This is a genomic window from Synergistetes bacterium HGW-Synergistetes-1 (assembly GCA_002839185.1).
Lineage (GTDB): Bacteria > Synergistota > Synergistia > Synergistales > Synergistaceae > Caenicola.
In genome coordinates this window covers 60,341-78,102 of record PGXO01000009.1, presented here as the reverse complement: position 1 = coordinate 78,102, position 17,762 = coordinate 60,341, and the positions used below count along the sequence as shown (strand labels likewise).

Genomic DNA, 17,762 nt, shown 5'->3' with positions numbered 1-17,762 from the left:
CCGTCTTTACAGAACAACTGAAATACTTACATCAATATACGAGGCGTATATCAATACGTTGAGGTGAAGGAGCATCGCATGTTGCTAAGTCAGCGCCGCTATAAATCTCAATTGCTGCAATTGGGGCAGATCGGAGATGATAGCGACGCAACATGCAGTGGTTCAAGCGAAGGCGTATTGGTCATACGTCGAAGCGCAGGACCGCAAATGTTGCTAAGCTAGCGCTCCGAGATGCCCCAATTGCCTATTTGCGGAAGCGAACAATAGTAACCCCATACCCACCGTCGTGAGGACCTCCGAGGTTATGCTCTATGATGTAGGGAGTCCTTTTACAGAGTTCCTGTACCTCTCTCCTTAATATCCCTTCGCCGCGGCCGTGGATGACTGTTACTGTGTCGTAACCGGCCCTGTAGGCCTGGTCAAGATACTGTTCGACCATTGGTATGGCTTCATCTATGGTCATTCCACGGACCATTATCTCGCTCGGGACTCCCGTCGGGCGCGAGACTTTGACCTGAACGGAAGGAGGAGCCTTCGGGATCTCCTTCTGCGGGACCAGACTCAATTTTGTAATTGGAACTTCGACCTCCGCCGGACCGGCCTGCACGAGAATTTTTTTCCCTTTGACCTGGAGAACTGTGGCAACGCCCTTTGTACCGATTATCCTCACGGTGTCCCCCTCTTTAAGTATCTCCTTTTTTGCTGCCACAGACTGTTCGGTTATCTTTTTCTCTTCCCTCTGATCAGCGGATTTTTCTATCTTGTGGAAGTGGCTTCTCTTCTTCTCCAGTTCGCGTCTTGCGGTCGACTCTGCATCGGCCGATTCGAGGTTTTTAATAAGTGCCCTTGCAGAATCTTCCGCGTTTTTAACTATGCTGAGAGCTTTCTTGTCGGCTTTGGCTATGAGAGTGTCGCGTTTTTCTTCTATCTCTTTGACCTTTTCTTCATAGTCTTTTTTAAGCTTTTCAAGTTTTTTGAGTGAGTTTTCTACCTCTATGCTCTCTCTTTCGAGTTTTGCGCGCTTACCGTGGAGTTCGGCTATCAGGTCTTCCATGGAGATCTCCTTGCCGCTGATAGCCTGCTCCGCCCTTTTTATGACTTCGCGGGGCATGCCGAGCTTGCCCGCTATCAGAAGTGCGTTGCTCCTTCCGGGGATACCTGTGAGTATCTTGTAGGTCGGAGATAGAGTGGCGATATCGAATTCAACGCTTGCCGTCTCGATAGAAGCAGTTGCAAGGGCAAACCTCTTGATCGGGTTGTGGTGCGTGGTTGCCAGCACAAGGGTCTTTTTCTCCCTAAGCCAGTCAAGGATCGCTATGCCCAGCGCAGCCCCCTCTTCGGGGTCTGTTCCTGCTCCAAGTTCGTCAAGCAACACCAGTGAGTTCGGACCTGCCCCGCCAAGTATCTCAGTTACATGTTTGACATGCGCGCTGAAGGTGGAAAGGCTCTGTTCAATACTCTGTTCATCTCCGATATCGGCGAAGAGCTCATCAATTATTCCAAGCACAGACCCTTCGGCAGCAGGGATCGGAAATCCCATCCAGCCAAGGATCACACATACGCCTGCAGTCTTCAGTGCTACAGTTTTTCCGCCGGTGTTTGGACCTGTGATAACAAGTATCCTGTATTTATCCCCGCATCCGATGTCAATTGGCACGGCCTTATCAAAAAGCAGAGGGTGCCTGGCCTTTTTGAAGCTGAAATTCGTCTTCTGAGATAGCTCCGGCATCGTCCACCTTTCAAGACGCCTTTTCTCTGAGAGAGCATAGAAGAGGTCGATAGTACCGATCACTTTTTCGGCATCCAGTATCCCTTTTGTCTTTTTCTGGATCCTTACAGTAAGTTCGCGCAGTATTCTCTGTTCTTCATAGATCTCAGAATTCCGGCATGAGGTGAATTCATTGTTGAGCCTTATCATGGAGTTTGGTTCCATGTAAACGCTGTTGCCTGAGACCGATCGGTCCACGACTGTACCCGGGAATATGCTCAGGGCATCCGGCCTGACAAGAAATGTGTACCTTCCGTTCCTTATCGTCATGACCCTCTCCTGAAGCATTCCCGATATCGAAGGGTCGTTTATCAGAGCATGTCCCTTCCTGCGTATGGTCTCCCTGAGTTCTTTGATCTTCTCCCTGACATTTTTGAGCTTTTCGGATGCGGAGTCGTATAGCCTGCCGTCATCGTCAATGACAGAGAGCCTTTCTATCTCATCGGTAAAGTCTCTTATTTCCTTCGTGATCAAAGAGAAAACCGGATATTTTTCTTTTTCTGAGTTAAGGATCTCTTTGAGTTTCATGGAGAGTTTTATGAGATGGCGTATCTTCAGGAGTTCTTCGCCCGTTAAGAAACCTGTTTCATCTGCCTCGGCAAGCATTGGGGTCACTGGAGCCATACCATTCTGCCATGGAAGCTCGCCCTTTTTCTCCCTGTAGTCTTCTATCGATAAGAAGATCTCCTGTCTTGTTCTGAGCTCATCAAAATTGTGCGCAGGCAATGCCGCAAATGCAGCTTCCTCGCCTATTTCGCTCCTGCAGTATTTAGATATGAGGGGGATTATCTTTTTTATCTCAAGGCTGTTGTATGATGCTTTTTCTGCAAACATGAGAATCAAACCTGTTCCCGGATGTTTGTTCCCATCATAGTCCTGTCACTGTTTGGGACGTACCCATCCGGGCCTGACGCTCCTTTCCGGTATGGCCTAAGGATCTGCTCCAGCGTTCCTTCGGGCAATGTTTCAGCATTTGGAAGAAGCTTGAAATCAACAAGTATCTGCTTTACCTCTGGCCACTGCCTTCCGGCATATCGGATAATATCGCTTTCTGTCATCCAGGTCGGTTCGACTACAGGGGCAAGGAGAAGACCTCCTATGAGGACGACATAGACTGCTACAAATGTTTTGAGCAGACCGGAAAAAATTCCAAGCAGCCTGTCGATACCGCTCAGACTTATCGCTGAAAGAAGGCCCCTCATCATTTTGCGGATAACTGCAACAATTATTGATATTACTAGCCAGACAAGGATAATGGCTGCAAGCTGCGAGACTGATTCGTTTATCCCTGTGAAGGCGCTTATCACATCTCCGAATTTTCCTGAAAATTTAAACGATACATAGATAGAGCAGAAAAAACCGAGAAGGGTAATTACCTCTCCTACGAAACCTCGAAAGCATCCCCTGATAACAAAGTAGCATCCGAGAAGAATAAAAAAAATGTCGATCAGGTGCCAGCCAACAAGGTTCAATTGTCAGACCCGCTCTCATTCAGAGTCTCGGTAACAGAATCGATCCTGCATTTTATGTCGTCAAGCTCATGTGAAAAGGACATCAAGGCAAGAAACAGCCTTTCTTCCTGTGAGAGCGTTGGAGGAAAAGAACTCACCAGCTCCTGTATCGCGGAGACAATACGGACGAAGCGCTCCTCATCAAGCGCAGTGGTAAGAGTGTATCTCTGCCTGCCGACAAGGAAAGAATATTTCCCTTCACCCAGGTTTCGGATCTCAGGCGCTTCGTCCATTGTAAAAACTCCTTTTATCTCAATTTGGCGCTATTGTGTTTCTGTTTTACCCGCTGTCATGGAATAAACTCTGCCAAGTAGCCCTTCCAGTTTGTGTTCTATCTCATTTTTCTCAGTATCATGGACAGTGGATCTCTTCTGGAGGTCCTCCTGGAGCTGTAGTATCTCAAGGTCTCTGTCTTCTATGACACCCTTAAGTTCCTGGGCTTCCTTTTTAAATTTATCGTTTTCTTTTTTCATTTCCTCTATGCACGCTTCAAGACCGTTTATCGCGGCTTCAAGCTTTTCAAACTGCTCTATCATATCAACACCTCCTGATTTTTCTCCCTCTATTTTACCAGAGCTTTATGCCCCGCGGACATCTCCGCCGTACTTCTTTGACATCTTCTTCATCATTTGTTTTGTGATAATCTCGATCTTTTCAGACGTAAGGGTACCTTCGTCTGAGCATATCCTCGTGCGGAAGGAGACGGATTTTTTACCCTCTCCCGCCTGCAAACCGCGGTATTCGTCTATGAAACGGACATCTTTTACAAGTTCTACCTTTGAGGCCGTCTCGTAGATCTCTGCCCATGTGACCTTTTCGTCAAAGACTACAGAGAGGTCAAAATCCACGCAAGGATATTCCGGAAGGCGCATGTACCTGTTTTGTCTTGATGCGAGAGGCACGAGCTTCTCGACATCGATCTCAAAAAGTACGGTCATACTTCTTTTCATTCCTGCTTTGCGGGCTGACCTGAGGGAAATGAGTCCTATGCAGCCGATGGGCTCGTCTCTATACATGACGTTGAGCCAAAGCTTGTCGTCCGCCCACTGCGGTTTTATGACCTGCGCAAAGCTGAGGGGCTCCATGTGGACCGCTCTGTGCATGTGCTCAAGCGTTCCTTTGGTCTGCCTGAATAAAAACCTCGGGTCGGCTCCCACAAAGGCTCCGCCAAGATGCCTTGACATTTCCGGGAGCTGCTCAGCAGGGTCATTGATGCTATGATAATTTTGGTCGGTAAAGACCTGGGTAAGCTCGAATATACGGAAGCTGTCAAAATACCTTAGGTTAGTGAATACACCTTTCATCATACCCGGAATGAGCGTGGAACGAAGCCTGCTCTCGTCAGGTGACGGAGGTGTGCTGAGGCAGAGCATTTTATCTGTGTCTGCGCATGACGCCTCAATATATTCATCCTCTATCCAGGGATAGGTAAATATTTCCTGCATGCCGCACCTGAAAGCGAGGTATTCTCTGATCGAGCGTTCCATCTCGACTTTTCTCTGGTTGATCGGTTTTTCAAGTACGACAGTCGGGGGTATAAAATCAAAGTTTTCGTATCCCATGAGTCTCGCGACTTCTTCAAGGATGTCATCCGGAAGCGAGATATCGCCGGTCGACCTCCATGAGGGAGCCGTTACGTGGAGCATTCCGTTCTTAGCCTCTGTTTTGAAACCGAGGTTGTCCAGTATCATAATAACTTCTTCCGCGGTAAGTTCCTTGCCCAACCTCCTTGAAAGGAACGAGAGAGGCACGTCTACCTCGGATTTTTTTAGAGGGAGAGGATATGAATCCACAAATCCCACTATCTCGGACTTCGGGAAGTATTCTTTGAACATATTTACGGCTACTGCTATGGCACCATCAACGCGCTGCGGTTCTACGCTCTTTTCAAAGCGCGAGGAGGCTTCCGTGCGTATGTCAAATCTCTGTGCCGTACGCCTGACACCCATCGCAGTGAAGTTCGCCAGCTCAAGTATGATCTCTGTTGTATCCTCCAGGATCGAATCCAGCTTGCCTCCCATTATCCCGGCAAGAGCCACAGGGTTTTTCTCATCAGCGATGACAAGGTCCTCGGTCGTAAGGTCGAGGATCTCACCGTCAAGCAGCTCGAGCTTCTCACCCTCTTTGGCTGTCCTGATATGGATATTGCCCTTGATGTGGTTTTTGTCAAATCCATGGGTTGGCTGTCCCGTTGCGAGCATCACGTAGTTCGTTATGTCGACGGGAAGATTTATCGGCCTCATGCCCACGCGCCATATCATGCTCTTAAGCTCGAAGGGAGATGGGACATTTTTGATGTTTTTGAAAGTAATAGCCGCGTATCGTGGGCATCTGTCCGGGTTTTCTATCACTATTCCAAGATCACCGCTCCCCTCAGGCAGACTGACTTTTTCAAGGGGCATAAGTTTGCGGTTGTAAATAGCGGCAAGTTCACGCGCCATTCCATAGTGTCCCCAGAGATCAGGCCTGTTTGTGAGGGACTTATTGTCTATCTCGAGTATGATGTCGTTTAGACCAAGGGCCTCCGCTGCTGAACTCCCGGGCTCAGCACCCAGTTCCGTGATATCAATAATCTCCGCTTCGCGGGACACGGGCAAGAGTTCTTCAAGTCCTATTTCGCCTGATGAGCATATCATTCCATAGCTCATAACGCCCCTGAGCTTAGCCGGCTTTATCTCGACAGGGTCGCCGACTCCGTGCCAGCGGACCATGGCACCCGGTTTGGCAACTACTGTAAGCTGACCGGGGACCAGGTTGATCCCTCCGCATACTATCGTACTTGGGGCCATGTCGCCTACGTCTACTGTGCATATCCTGAGTTTGTCCGCATCGGGGTGCGGCTCCACTGTGATTATCTTTCCTACGACAAGTCCGCCAAGACTCTCTGCAAGGTCAACTGCATCCTCGACTTCAACGGTACACATCGTCAGGTCATAGGAAAGCTTCTCCATTGTAAGATCTTCGGGAAGATCAACATATTTTTTTATCCAGTTAAGTGAAAGTTTCATCGTATATATCTCCTATTTGAACTGATCAAGAAAACGAAGGTCGGCGCTGTGGAAGAGGCGCACGTCATCTACACCGTATCTCATCATGACAAGCCTGTCCAACCCTATGTTGATGTAGAATCCGGACCAGACCGCTGGATCAAGGCCTGCCGCTTTCAGCACGTTGGGGTGGGGGGTCCCACCTGGCATTACCTCTATCCATCCTACGTGTTTACAGACTTTGCAGCCCTCACCTCCGCATACGAGACACCGCATGTCTATCTCAAATCCGGGCTCAACAAAGGGGAAGAATCCGACCCTCATCCTGACCTCAACGTCTCTTCCGAATATTTTGTCGAGGATCGTTTTGACAAGCACCTTGCCGGAGGCAAAGGAGAAGTCCTTGTCCACTATCAGCGCCTCGTACTGAAAGAAGGCCCTTTCGTGCCTTGCATCGGTAGTTTCGTTCCTGTAGACCCTTCCGGGATAGACGAAACGTGCCGGAGCTCCATGCTGCTGAAGGTAGCGAACGCTTGCTCCAGTAAGGTGAGGTCTGAGACATAAGCGCTTTGCGCCTCTCTCCTCGTCATGACCCTTGATCCAGTATGTGTCCATGCTCTCACGTGCCGGATGTTCCGGGGCGAAATTAAGATTATCAAAGGCATAAAACTCGCTTGTTATTTCAGGTTCCGAAAAGACCTCAAAACCAAGTGAACGGAAAACGTCGTTGAGGTCGTAGCACATCTGGGTTATCGGGTGGAGCCCTCCCGTAGTGAAATCCACCCCGGGAAGCGTGATATCTGCCGCACCCTCAAAACATGAGGCGCAGTTGATAAGTTCCTCGTTTTTTTGATCTATCGCCTGGGTCAGTATCTCCTTGACTTCATTTGCTGCCTGTCCGAGAACTTTCCTCAACTCAGGCGCAGCCTGCCCAACACTTTTCAGGACCTCAGTAACCTCTCCCTTTCGTCCTATAAGGTTGGCACGGACTGCCTGCAGATCCTGAGGCAGTGATGTCTCCGAGATTTTATCCATTCCCGCTTTTTTGAGTTTCTCAAGCCGCTCTATGAGCCCCAACTCAGCCAACTTTTCCATTCCATGCTCCTTTAGTTCCTCAAACATTTTCATATTCCCCCAGTATATGCATAAAAGCCTGATCAGGGCTCTGCGGTGATCATTCGCCGTCCGGATCGGTTTTCGTTATAAGTTTGTCCATATCCTCTCTGTGTCCCAGCACCCAAAGGCCGTCTGTTACTTTAAAAGGTCTGATAGGGGATGGTGATTCCTGTTTTCCGGCATGTTCAAGCAATATCACTATCACTTTATAGCGCTGAGAAAATTTCAGATCCGCCATAGTCTTTCCAATCATCTCAGGAATAGGCTTTATCTTTCCAAAGTAGAAATCGCCACCGTCTATCTTTGTAAATTTCGAATACCATGGAAATACAAAATTCTCTGCAACTTTATGTCCCATATCCCACTCAGGGAATACTATTCTGTGAGCACCGATCCTGGTAAGTATCTTGGCGTGCAGTGCACTGTTAGCCCTTGCTACGACAAGCGGGATACCAAGATCTACCAGTATTGAAGTACAGAGGATGCTGTTCTCCAGGCTCGCGCCTATCGTTACTATGGCGATGTCGACCTCTTTAGCTCCTACTTTTATCAGTGCGTTCTCATCAGAAACATCAAGCTGTGCTGCAACATCTATCTTTTCTGACATTTCAGCGACAGGACCGGCAAGCTGGTCCACTCCAATAACGCTCTGTCCAAGTTCAACTAGTTTCTCGCTCAAAGATATTCCGAAACGCCCCAGTCCGACTATAAGGAAACTTTTTTTCTCTTTGCTCATTGTTTCCGCTCCTTCGAGGATGGTTATCCTATGGAAATATTGACCTCTGCAAAATGAATTTCTACCTTCTTCTCCTCTTTGATCAGGATAGCAAAGAACGAGAGTATGCCGACCCTTCCCCAGAACATGAGGATCACAAGGATCATTTTACCAGCAACAGATAATTCCGGTGTAATGCCAAGGCTAAGCCCCACAGTCCCCATTGCGGACACAGCTTCAAAGAGCAGGGCTTCAAAGGAAAAGTCTTCAATCAGTGAAAGAAGCACTGCACCTATAAAAAAAGTAATCATATACATAAAGGCCATAGCCAGAGCTCTCCTTACTGTGGAATAGGCTATCTTTCTATACCAGAAAATATTTTCGTCCCTGCCAAGCATCTCATTCCATGCCGCAATTGCAAGTACCCCAAGCGTCGTTGTCTTGATGCCGCCTCCTGTAGATGCAGGAGATGCACCTATTACCATCAGCACTATCATCAGTATCTTACCCAGTTCTGAAAATGAAGCGGGCTGAACTGTGTCGAAACCCGCAGTTCTGGTCGTCACACTTGTAAAAAGTGCGTTCCAAATTCTGGCCCAGTCCGGAAGCCCCGCAAGACCTCCATTCCAGTCCGAGACCAAAAGCATCACAGTTCCAGCTGTTATGAGCCAGAAAGTGAGGTAGAGTACGAGCTTCGAATAATGCGATATTCTGCCTTTCTTCCAAAAAGCCTCCCAACAGTTCGCAAAAACGGGGAATCCTATGCCTCCCAATACTATAAGCATCATCACCGCAGCAGGTACTATGATAGAAAGCGAAAAACCATTAAGACCATTTGGGAGGGGAGAAAAACCAGCGTTGCAAAAAGCGCTCACAGAATGAAAAACGGCATAGTAAATAGATTTTTCGACAGTCAGCCCGTGACGGATAAATCCCCAGTACAGCAGGGCAGCCCCAATGCTTTCTGCTACAAATGTGTATTTTGCCAATATTTTCAAAAGCCTGATGGCGCCGCTTATACCATTCAAACCAAAGCCTACAAGAAAGAAAAGCCTGCTCTTGATGCCCATCCTTCTTCCAACTGCCACTCCCAGCATCATGACAGCAGTCATGAAACCAAGCCCGCCTATTTGGATAAGGATCAGTATTATGATCTGCGAAACCATGCCCAGTCCTGTATAAAGGTCTATAGTGGCAAGGCCTGTTACGCATACAGCTGATGTAGACATAAAAAGAGCATCCTCAACGGCTATCGGCATATCGTACAAATATTTATTGGACAACCATAGCAGTAGGGCTCCCGCTAATATGACCAGCAGGAACCCCAAAACTATGACTTGTTCAACTCTATAAGAAGTATGTACTTTCAATTTGCCGCTCTGCGAAAGTTTATGATTTCAGGGCTGACTGGGCCTTTTCAACAAGTTTCGAGAAAGCTGGCATGTCGTTGACGGCAAGGTCCGCAAGCATCTTGCGGTTGATGTTGATCTCAGCCCTCTTCAATCCATTTATGAGCGCGCTGTAAGCTATTCCGTTTGCACGGGCAGCTGCGTTTATACGCATGATCCAGAGTTTTCTAAAATCGCGTTTTTTAAGCTTACGGCCTGAAAAAGCACTTGTAAGAGCGTGTAGGTAGGCTTCACGAGCCCTGCGGTATACGTTCTTTTTGCGTCCCCAGAATCCCTTTGTGATGCTGAATAGTTTTTTAAGTTTATTGCGGCTTGCACTTGATCCCTTTACTCGCATTTAATGTCACTCCTCAGTATTATTTCTCGTTAAAAGAGCCCCGGCCTCATGCGTAGGGCATAACCTTCTTTATGTGCGCCTCAACAGCTGCCGGAAGGACACCTTTTCTCCTAAGTGAGCGAAGCCGTTTCGAGTTCTTCGAAGAAAGAAGGTGGGAGCGGCCGCTCTTTTTGAAGGTGACCTTGCCTGTTCCGGTAATCTTAAAACGTTTTTTTGTGGCGGAGTGGGTTTTCATCTTGGGCATTGCATAGTTCCTCCTCTTGCTGTTATATCTCTGTAAAAGAGACGATCACGCATTATTGTTTTTACTTTTTTATCAGCAGTAACGAATATTTGAACTATTCGCTGTCAGTTTTTTCCTCAGCCTCTTTTGAGACCTTAGGTTCTTTGGGTTCCTTTACCTCTTTAGGTTCCTTGATTTCTTTATTAGGAGCAGCGTCAGCTGTTTTTGGGGCTGCTTCTTTCTTTGCCTTCTTTTCGGGAGCCGGAGCGCTTTCCTTTGGAGCTGAGGGCTTCTTTACAGCCTCTATCTGTATGGAGGGGGCTATCATTATTCTCATGTATGAGCCTTCCATCCTTGGCTCCATCTCCATTTTGCCGAAATCGACAATCGCAGCCATGACCTTGTTGAGAACGTCTCTGCCGCGATCAAGGAATGCCATCTCTCTTCCTCTGAAGAAGATGGAGACCTTTACACGATGACCGGCCTGAAGGAACGTCTTTATTGCCTTCACCTTGAAATCATAATCATGCTGGTCGATCTTCGGCCGCATCTTTATCTCTTTTACTACCTGATTCTTCTGTTTCTTGCGGGCATCCTTGTCACGCTTCTGCTGCTGGAAACGGTACTTTCCGTAATCCATTATCCTGCATACCGGCGGGGTCGCCTGAGGGGCTACCTCCACCAGATCAAGTTCGGCCGCTTCAGCCAGCGCCAGCGCTTCTTTAGTGCTTATTACGCCTCGCTTGGCATTTTCTTCGTCGATGAGAAGAATCTCTGTCGCCCGAATGTCGGAATTCACGCGGGGCTCGTCGTCCCTGTTTACTATGGCGTTACACCTCCTGAGTGTAGATCTTGCTCAAATTAAAATGGGCCCGGCACAAAACGCGCCAAGCCCATTGGAAATTTCTTTCCGGGTAGACCTGACAACTTGATTCGTCGGCAGGCGAGAGGCGCATCCTCTGCTTAAAAACCCGTTGATATAAATCAACTTGTGTATGCTAACACATATTGTTGCATCTTGCAACAGTGTCAATAGCTTTTTAAACATCTACTATACGCTATATCATTACTTCCTTAAAATTGCAAATTTATTTTTACTATATCCTTTGACTTGAACATCATTGTCCCTATATTATTATTATAACAAATGACTTAATATGTATGACTGAAAGGATTGAACTTTCGGCCCACTACCTCTAGATTCTATAAGAGCCGGACAAATACATATTATATTACCCAGTCAAGTTACTGTAATAAGATAAGCAGGGATGATTGTCTTTCGCCAATTATTGATCCAGATAATGACCTCAAACCTGTATCAAATTCGATGATCCTTTCTATATAGCTGCATTAAGGATAAAGGAGAAAATGTCATATGAAAAAAATATCTGTTTTGCTATTCCTGATTATTATCTTTTCAGCTTCCCCCTGCTTTGCAGGATACGTTCCTGCCTATGGAGCACCTGTGACTACGGATAAAACATGCACATCGACAACAGCTGCAAAAGACACCACTCCAATAAAAGACGGTTTCACACTTGACAGCAGAGGCATTCCGGAACTTAATAATGAGCGGAAGCTTATTGTATGCATAAGCGACCTCCATCTAGGAGCTGAAGACAGCTATACTGAAACTAAAAAGAACCGGGAGCCGCTTGTGAAGTTCCTTGATCAGATTAGGCTTGCACCTAATATTAAGGAACTTGTAATTATTGGAGATTTGGTTGATCTATGGTTTGTGCCAAGCGACACGGAAACGTTCAGAGGGAAAACACAGAATGAATTTGTCCGCCTTGTTGCAAAAAACAATAAACATGTAATAGCAGCATTCAATAATATTATCCGCGACGGTAAAATTAAAGTAACATATGTTCCGGGAAATCACGATTTAATTGTAACTGCAGAGGACATTCAGAGCATACTCCCCGGAATTAATCAGCAACGTGATGTACAAGGTTTGGGAAGCTATTCACCCGATGGACATCCTGAAATTATAATGGAGCATGGACATCGCTATAATTTTTTCTGCGCGCCTGATCCTATTTCAAACAGGGATATAGCTCCGGGTTCCATATTACCGCCCGGATACTTCTTTACAAGAATAGCCACAACGTCAGTTGTTGAAGGATTCCCCGAGGCTGCCGGCAAGATCCCGGAAGTGACCGCAAATTCCTTCGGGGAAGACCAGACCCTTGCGTATATTTATTGGAAAGCCTGGTATGGATTAATGACAGCGTTTCCAGTCAACGGAGGCTTTTATGAAAAGATAATAAAAACAAACATCGATGGCTTCACCGAAAACTATTCCATAAGCGATCTTATGCCCTCTCAGATTTCAGCCGGAGGATATATCAATATGAAGATGTATAAGGCAATTCTTTCAACCTGGGATGAACGACAGGAACTAAATAGGGTATCCGTCAAAATACCAATAAAAGAAGCCCTTATTGAGGCAGCTTCCGGAGCCGAAACTGACGCCCAGGCAGTAGTTCAATATTTTAAAAACCCTGATTCTGACAAGCGGATAGTTGTTTTCGGGCATACCCACGAGCCAAGAATTATTCCTTCTGAAAACCTCAAGGGGCATAAAACAATTTATGCAAACTCAGGAACATGGATCGATGTTAACCCCAAGTTTCCTACGATGACTTTTGTGGTAATTACGCCTCAGGGAAATAGTTCCGTTCCTCTCTATCTTTCCCTTTTTTACTATTCCCCGGACGGGACCATAACAAAAATGGATACTCAATCACTGTAACTGAGAAAGGTAACATCGGTCAGAACTGCATAATATTAAATAAATAATTCAAATAAAAATCGAGCTCAAAGAATAAATTCTTTGAACTCGATTTTTATAATTAACACCACAAACAGCGGACCTGAAAATTTTAATTTTTTAGAGAGGGTCAAACTCCGATTTGAGATGTTCGAGGAATCCGTCGAAGGTCATCGATCCGAGGTCTCCTTTTGATCTGTCCCTTACGGCGACTGTACCCTCTTCGACCTCCCTGGCCCCTATGACCAACATGTAGGGGATCTTCTGCATCTGGGCATCGCGGATCTTTTTGCCCAGCTTTTCATCCCTGGAGTCTACCTCGATCCTGATACCCACATCCCTGAATTTTTTTGCAAGCTCTTCCGTGTATCCTGCAAACTCAGAGCTTACCTGAAGGAGCTTCACCTGTACAGGTGCGAGCCAGTAGGGGAATGCCCCGGCATAGTTCTCGATCAGTATGCCCATGAACCTTTCAAGACTTCCAAGTACTGTTCTGTGCAGCATTACAGGACGGTGCTCCGCTCCGTCGTTTCCAATATAGGTCATGTCGAACTTCTCCGGCATCTGGAAGTCAAGCTGGATCGTACCGCACTGCCATGTGCGGCCAATGCAGTCTTCAAGATGGAAGTCGATCTTGGGACCGTAGAATGCTCCGTCTCCTGGATTGAGCCTGTATTTTGTTCCTGTCTCCTCCAGAGCTTCCTTCAGCCTCTGCTCCGCAAGATCCCAGAGTTTGGGGTCGCCCATAGAGTTTTCAGGCCTGGTGGAAAGCTCAACGTAATACTTGAAACCAAATACATCCTGGTAGAAATACCTGTCCAGTTCCATTATCGCCTTTATCTCGTCCTTAATCTGATCGGGCGTACAGTATATGTGTGCGTCATCTTGGGTAAAAGCCCTTACTCTCATAAGTCCATGGAGCGCTCCCGATCTCTCGTGACGGTGAACGAAGCCAAGTTCAGCCATACGAAGGGGAAGTTCCCTGTAGCTGCGGATAGCACTGTTATACACAAGTATACCGCCGGGACAGTTCATGGGTTTCACAGCGAACGGAGTTTCATCTATCTCTGTGAAATACATATTTTCCTTATAATGATCCCAGTGTCCCGAACGAAGCCAGAGTGACCTGTCGAGGATCATCGGAGTCTTTATTTCTACATATCCCCGCTTCGTATGTTCTTTTCTCCAAAAGGAGGTAAGGTTATTCATTATTACCATGCCCTTGGGATGGAAGAAGGGGAATCCGGGGCCCTCTGGATGAACGCTGAAGAGGTCAAGCTCTTTTCCCAGTTTCCTGTGATCTCTTGCCTTGGCTTCTTCCATACGGCGAAGATATTCCTTGAGCTCTTCTTCAGATCCGAATGCTGTCCCGTATATGCGTGTCAGCATTTCGTTCTTCTCATCGCCGTGCCAGTAGGCACCGGCGAGTGAGAGAAGCCTGAAGAATTTGCAGCATCCTGTGTGGGGAACGTGTGGACCGCGGCAGAAATCTATGAAATCGCCCTCGCGGTAGGTCGAAAGGATCTCTCCCTCAAGGCTGTCGATCATCTCCACCTTCAGATCTTCACCAAGCTTCGAGAAGAGCTCTCTGGCCTGCTCTTTTGTATGTTCCTCCCTCACAAGGGGGATCTTTTCCTGCGCTATTTTCCTCATTTCTGATTCGATCTTCGGAAGATCCTCATCAGAGATAGGTTTTGGGAATCTGATATCGTAGTAGAAACCATCTTTTATAGAAGGTCCTATGCCGAATTTAGCTTCCGGCCAGAGTCTCAGGACAGCATGGGCCATGAGATGCGCAGTCGAGTGACGCAGAAGGTCCAGTCCCTCCTCTGAATCAGGGAAGAGAGGGATGAATTCAGTGTCTTCAGTAAATACCTTGTCACAGTCAACCAGCTTGCCATCGACTTTCGCTCCGATAGCTTTTTTAAGATGCCAGATTTCAAGAAGCTGACGTATCGACGCGCCGTCAGCTTCATAAACTTTGCCTTCAGGTGTTGAAAAACGTGCCATTAGTATCGCCTCCTAATTTGCCTCTGGGCAAATTCCTGCAGTTTATCTATTTTCTGCCTGTGCTCCCGAACCCGCCTGAAGAACGTTCTGTCTCATCCAGTTCCTCAGCCTTTTCGAGATCCACCTGCGTAACTTCTGCAAAAACTATCTGAGCTATCCTGTCTCCCGGCTCTATCCTGAAATCTTCCCTGCCGTGGTTGATGAGTATGACCTTTATTTCTCCGCGGTAGTCTGAATCGATCGTTCCCGGTGTATTAAGGACAGTGACTCCGTGTTTCAGTGCCAGGCCGCTCCTTGGCCTTACCTGGGCTTCGCAGCCCAAGGGCATTTCAAAGAAGAGTCCCGTTCCTACACAGCCTCGTTCCCCGGCAGGGATAACAGCTGCTTCGGCAGCGCGCAGATCCAGTCCTGAAGATCCAGGAGTCGCGTAGCCGGGAAGGGATATCCCGGCATCTGCCTTTATTTTGACTTTCATTTTTGACATTTATATTTCCTACTTTTTGCGTTCTCTTTCAAAACGCCTGACAGGACGGTTGTCAGATCCTCTGTCTCCCCTGTCTGAGCCGTAGTCTCTGCGGGGCGGCCTTCCGCCGTCGTCATGTCTTGGGCCGCTGTCACGTCTGGGGCCCCCCTCGCTCTTTGGGAAGTGGGAGAAGCGCTCTTCACGCTCTTTTTCTATGGCTGCCTGTTCAGCAAATTCAGGATCTTTCGCAAGATCGTCGAGCTGGTCCAGGATACGCTTGCGGCTGAGGTTGACCCTGTGCATGTCGTCGATCTCCTTGACTGTGACAAGCACCTTGTCTCCGGTATTTATTGCGTCTTCAAGCCTCGGGACATGGTAGTTGCTGATCTCGCTTACGTGCAGAAGACCCTCTTTACCGGGAAGGACTTCAACGAAGACTCCGAAATTCATCATTCTTGTCGCTGTTCCTACAAATGTCTCTCCGGCCTTTACCTCACGCACCAGGTCATTGATGATCTTTACCGCGGCCTGTGCGGAGTCATCGTTGACCGCTGCAACATATACGCGACCTGTGTCGTCTACATCTATCTTGGCTCCTGTGCGCTGTACTATCGAACGGATCACCTTGCCACCGGGGCCTATGACATCGCGGATCTTTTCGGGATCGATGTTTATAGTGATTATCTTGGGTGCTGTCGGTGAAAGGTCCACGCGAGGAGCAGGTATCGCAGCTTCCATTATGTCAAGTATCTGCATACGCCCAGCTTTTGCCTGTTCGAGAGCCTGTGTCAGGATCTCTCTTGTGATGCCGCCCGCTTTGTTGTCCATCTGGAGTGCAGTCACACCGTCCCTTGTACCTGCGACCTTGAAGTCCATGTCGCCGTAGTGGTCCTCAAGACCCTGGATGTCAGTGAGTATGCCAAACTTACCGTTATCTGCAATGAGTCCCATCGCAATCCCGGCAACAGCCTTTTTGATCGGCACGCCTGCCGCCATCATCGAAAGGCTTCCGCTGCAGACGCTTGCCATGGAGCTTGAGCCGTTTGACTCAAGGATGTCAGATACCTGGCGCACAACATAGGGGAATTCAGTTTCGCTTGGGAACACCGAGTGAAGGGCTCTCTCAGCAAGCGCACCGTGACCTATCTCGCGTCGTCCCGGACCGCGCATGGGCCTTACTTCTCCGACAGAGTACGGCGGGAAGTTGTAATGGAGTATGAATCTTTTTGATGGTTCATCTATCTTGAGGCCGTCGAGGACCTGATCATCAGTTCCCATCATGCCAAGCGTCGTTACTCCCAGTGACTGGGTTTCTCCGCGTGTAAAGAGTGCCGATCCGTGAGTCATGGGCAGTATGTCTACTTCACAGGTTATCTTCCTGAGTTCGTTCATAGCCCTGCCGTCAGATCTGCGTTTGTCATCGAGGAGAAGTTTTCTTACGCACTTCTTTACCATTTCATCCATTTTGGTCGCTATGTACTTGCCAGAATCAGGGTTAGACTCTGCAAAATGTTCCTCGGCCCTCTTCTGTGCCTCTCCTATCGCTGCTCCGCGCGGCTGCTTCTGATGGATCTGAACAGCTGCGTATATATCGTTGTAAAGTTCCTTATCCATCCACTCATCGATCTCTGTGATGACTTCAGGCGCTGGAAGCACTGCTTTGGGCTTTCCGACCTTCGCACATACTTCGTCGATAAAGTCCACTATTTTGCGGATAGCTTCGTTTGCAAGTTCGAGAGCGTCAACGAGGAGTTCTTCTGATACTTCCTGCGCTCCTGCCTCGACCATTGTGACTCCACCCCTGTGTCCGGCAACAACCAGCTCCATCGTGCTCTGTGGCATGTCGGTTTCATCGGGGTTAACAACCAGTTCACCGTTTATGCATCCGATGCGGACAGCCCCTATGGGACCATCCCATGGGATGTCCGACATTGAAAGGACCAGTGAGGCTCCGTTTATCGCAAGGATATTCGCAGGGTTGGCCTGATCAACTGACATGACCGTAGTAACAACGTGCACATCATTCCTCATCCATTCAGCAAAAAGCGAACGGATAGAACGGTCTATCATCCTGCCGCTCAGGATCGCTGTTTCTGAGGGACGTCCTTCTCTTTTTATAAATCCGCCGGGCACTTTGCCTGCTGAGTAAAAACGTTCTTCGTAATCTACCAGAAGCGGGAAAAAGTCCATTCCCTGTCTCGCTTTTTCTGCAAGCACTGCAGTGACCAGCACTGAAGTTTTGCCATGGCCGGCAAGGACTGCGGCGTTTGCCTGTTTCGCAAGCCGTCCTGTCTCAAAGGTCATTGTCTTACCATATAGTTCCAATTCAAATATTTCTTTCATTTTTCTTTTCCTCCCATTTTATGTCTTCAACTGTTGAAGAATAACACAAAATAGCAAAAATGGCGAAGGTAATGACCCTTCGCCATGCGTAAGTTGCCTATTTT

15 protein-coding genes are annotated in these 17,762 nt (G+C 47.8%); 1 reads left to right on the top strand and 14 read right to left on the bottom strand.

Annotated features, from left to right (window positions below; all coding sequences use genetic code 11):
- Positions 1 to 244: 244 nt before the first annotated feature.
- The 11 genes from CVV54_08490 to CVV54_08440 form a co-directional block, all read right to left on the bottom strand.
- Positions 245 to 2,602 carry an endonuclease MutS2 gene (locus CVV54_08490; protein PKL03955.1) on the bottom strand — a complete coding sequence of 786 codons (2,358 nt, stop codon included), beginning with the start codon at positions 2,600 to 2,602 and terminating at the stop codon, positions 245 to 247.
- Positions 2,603 to 2,607: 5 nt separating this feature from the next.
- Complete coding sequence (locus tag CVV54_08485; protein ID PKL03954.1) at positions 2,608 to 3,240, bottom strand: hypothetical protein; 633 nt, start codon at positions 3,238 to 3,240, stop codon at positions 2,608 to 2,610.
- Positions 3,237 to 3,512 (bottom strand): hypothetical protein, encoded by a 276-nt coding sequence (locus CVV54_08480; protein PKL03953.1) that lies wholly within the window; start codon positions 3,510 to 3,512, stop codon positions 3,237 to 3,239. The genes CVV54_08485 and CVV54_08480 overlap by 4 nt, the downstream gene beginning before the upstream one ends.
- Positions 3,513 to 3,542: 30 nt before the next feature.
- Positions 3,543 to 3,815 carry a hypothetical protein gene (locus tag CVV54_08475; GenBank protein ID PKL03952.1) on the bottom strand — a complete coding sequence of 91 codons (273 nt, stop codon included), beginning with the start codon at positions 3,813 to 3,815 and terminating at the stop codon, positions 3,543 to 3,545.
- A gap of 42 nt (positions 3,816 to 3,857) precedes the next feature.
- The gene (pheT, locus tag CVV54_08470; GenBank protein PKL03951.1) at positions 3,858 to 6,287 is read right to left on the bottom strand and encodes a phenylalanine--tRNA ligase subunit beta; all 2,430 of its coding nucleotides are present in this window, start codon (positions 6,285 to 6,287) and stop codon (positions 3,858 to 3,860) included.
- A gap of 12 nt (positions 6,288 to 6,299) precedes the next feature.
- Positions 6,300 to 7,361 carry a phenylalanine--tRNA ligase subunit alpha gene (locus tag CVV54_08465; protein PKL03958.1) on the bottom strand — a complete coding sequence of 354 codons (1,062 nt, stop codon included), beginning with the start codon at positions 7,359 to 7,361 and terminating at the stop codon, positions 6,300 to 6,302.
- Positions 7,362 to 7,440: 79 nt separating this feature from the next.
- Complete coding sequence (locus CVV54_08460) at positions 7,441 to 8,118, bottom strand: TrkA family potassium uptake protein (GenBank protein ID PKL03950.1); 678 nt, start codon at positions 8,116 to 8,118, stop codon at positions 7,441 to 7,443.
- A 23-nt stretch (positions 8,119 to 8,141) separates the two neighbouring features.
- Entirely contained in the window at positions 8,142 to 9,365 is a 1,224-nt protein-coding gene (locus CVV54_08455) for a potassium transporter Trk (protein ID PKL03949.1), read from the bottom strand.
- Positions 9,366 to 9,486: 121 nt separating this feature from the next.
- Positions 9,487 to 9,843 carry a 50S ribosomal protein L20 gene (locus CVV54_08450; protein ID PKL03948.1) on the bottom strand — a complete coding sequence of 119 codons (357 nt, stop codon included), beginning with the start codon at positions 9,841 to 9,843 and terminating at the stop codon, positions 9,487 to 9,489.
- 46 nt (positions 9,844 to 9,889) lie between these two features.
- On the bottom strand, positions 9,890 to 10,087 hold the full coding sequence (locus tag CVV54_08445) for a 50S ribosomal protein L35 (protein PKL03947.1): 198 nt from the start codon (positions 10,085 to 10,087) through the stop codon (positions 9,890 to 9,892).
- Positions 10,088 to 10,181: 94 nt separating this feature from the next.
- The gene (locus CVV54_08440; protein PKL03946.1) at positions 10,182 to 10,892 is read right to left on the bottom strand and encodes a translation initiation factor IF-3; all 711 of its coding nucleotides are present in this window, start codon (positions 10,890 to 10,892) and stop codon (positions 10,182 to 10,184) included.
- Positions 10,893 to 11,441: 549 nt separating this feature from the next.
- Between CVV54_08440 and CVV54_08435 the strand changes: the two genes are divergently transcribed.
- Positions 11,442 to 12,824 (top strand): metallophosphoesterase, encoded by a 1,383-nt coding sequence (locus tag CVV54_08435; GenBank protein PKL03945.1) that lies wholly within the window; start codon positions 11,442 to 11,444, stop codon positions 12,822 to 12,824.
- 138 nt (positions 12,825 to 12,962) lie between these two features.
- Here the strand turns inward: CVV54_08435 and CVV54_08430 are convergent, their stop codons facing one another.
- Genes CVV54_08430 through CVV54_08420 form a run of 3 tightly spaced genes read right to left on the bottom strand, consistent with a single transcriptional unit; the run spans position 12,963 to position 17,658 of the window.
- Complete coding sequence (locus CVV54_08430) at positions 12,963 to 14,852, bottom strand: threonine--tRNA ligase (protein PKL03944.1); 1,890 nt, start codon at positions 14,850 to 14,852, stop codon at positions 12,963 to 12,965.
- Positions 14,853 to 14,898: 46 nt separating this feature from the next.
- Positions 14,899 to 15,336, bottom strand: a complete 438-nt coding sequence (locus tag CVV54_08425) for a dUTP diphosphatase (protein ID PKL03943.1) — start codon at positions 15,334 to 15,336, stop codon at positions 14,899 to 14,901.
- A gap of 9 nt (positions 15,337 to 15,345) precedes the next feature.
- Positions 15,346 to 17,658, bottom strand: coding sequence for a polyribonucleotide nucleotidyltransferase (locus CVV54_08420; protein ID PKL03942.1), 2,313 nt, complete (start codon positions 17,656 to 17,658; stop codon positions 15,346 to 15,348).
- Positions 17,659 to 17,762 lie beyond the last annotated feature (104 nt).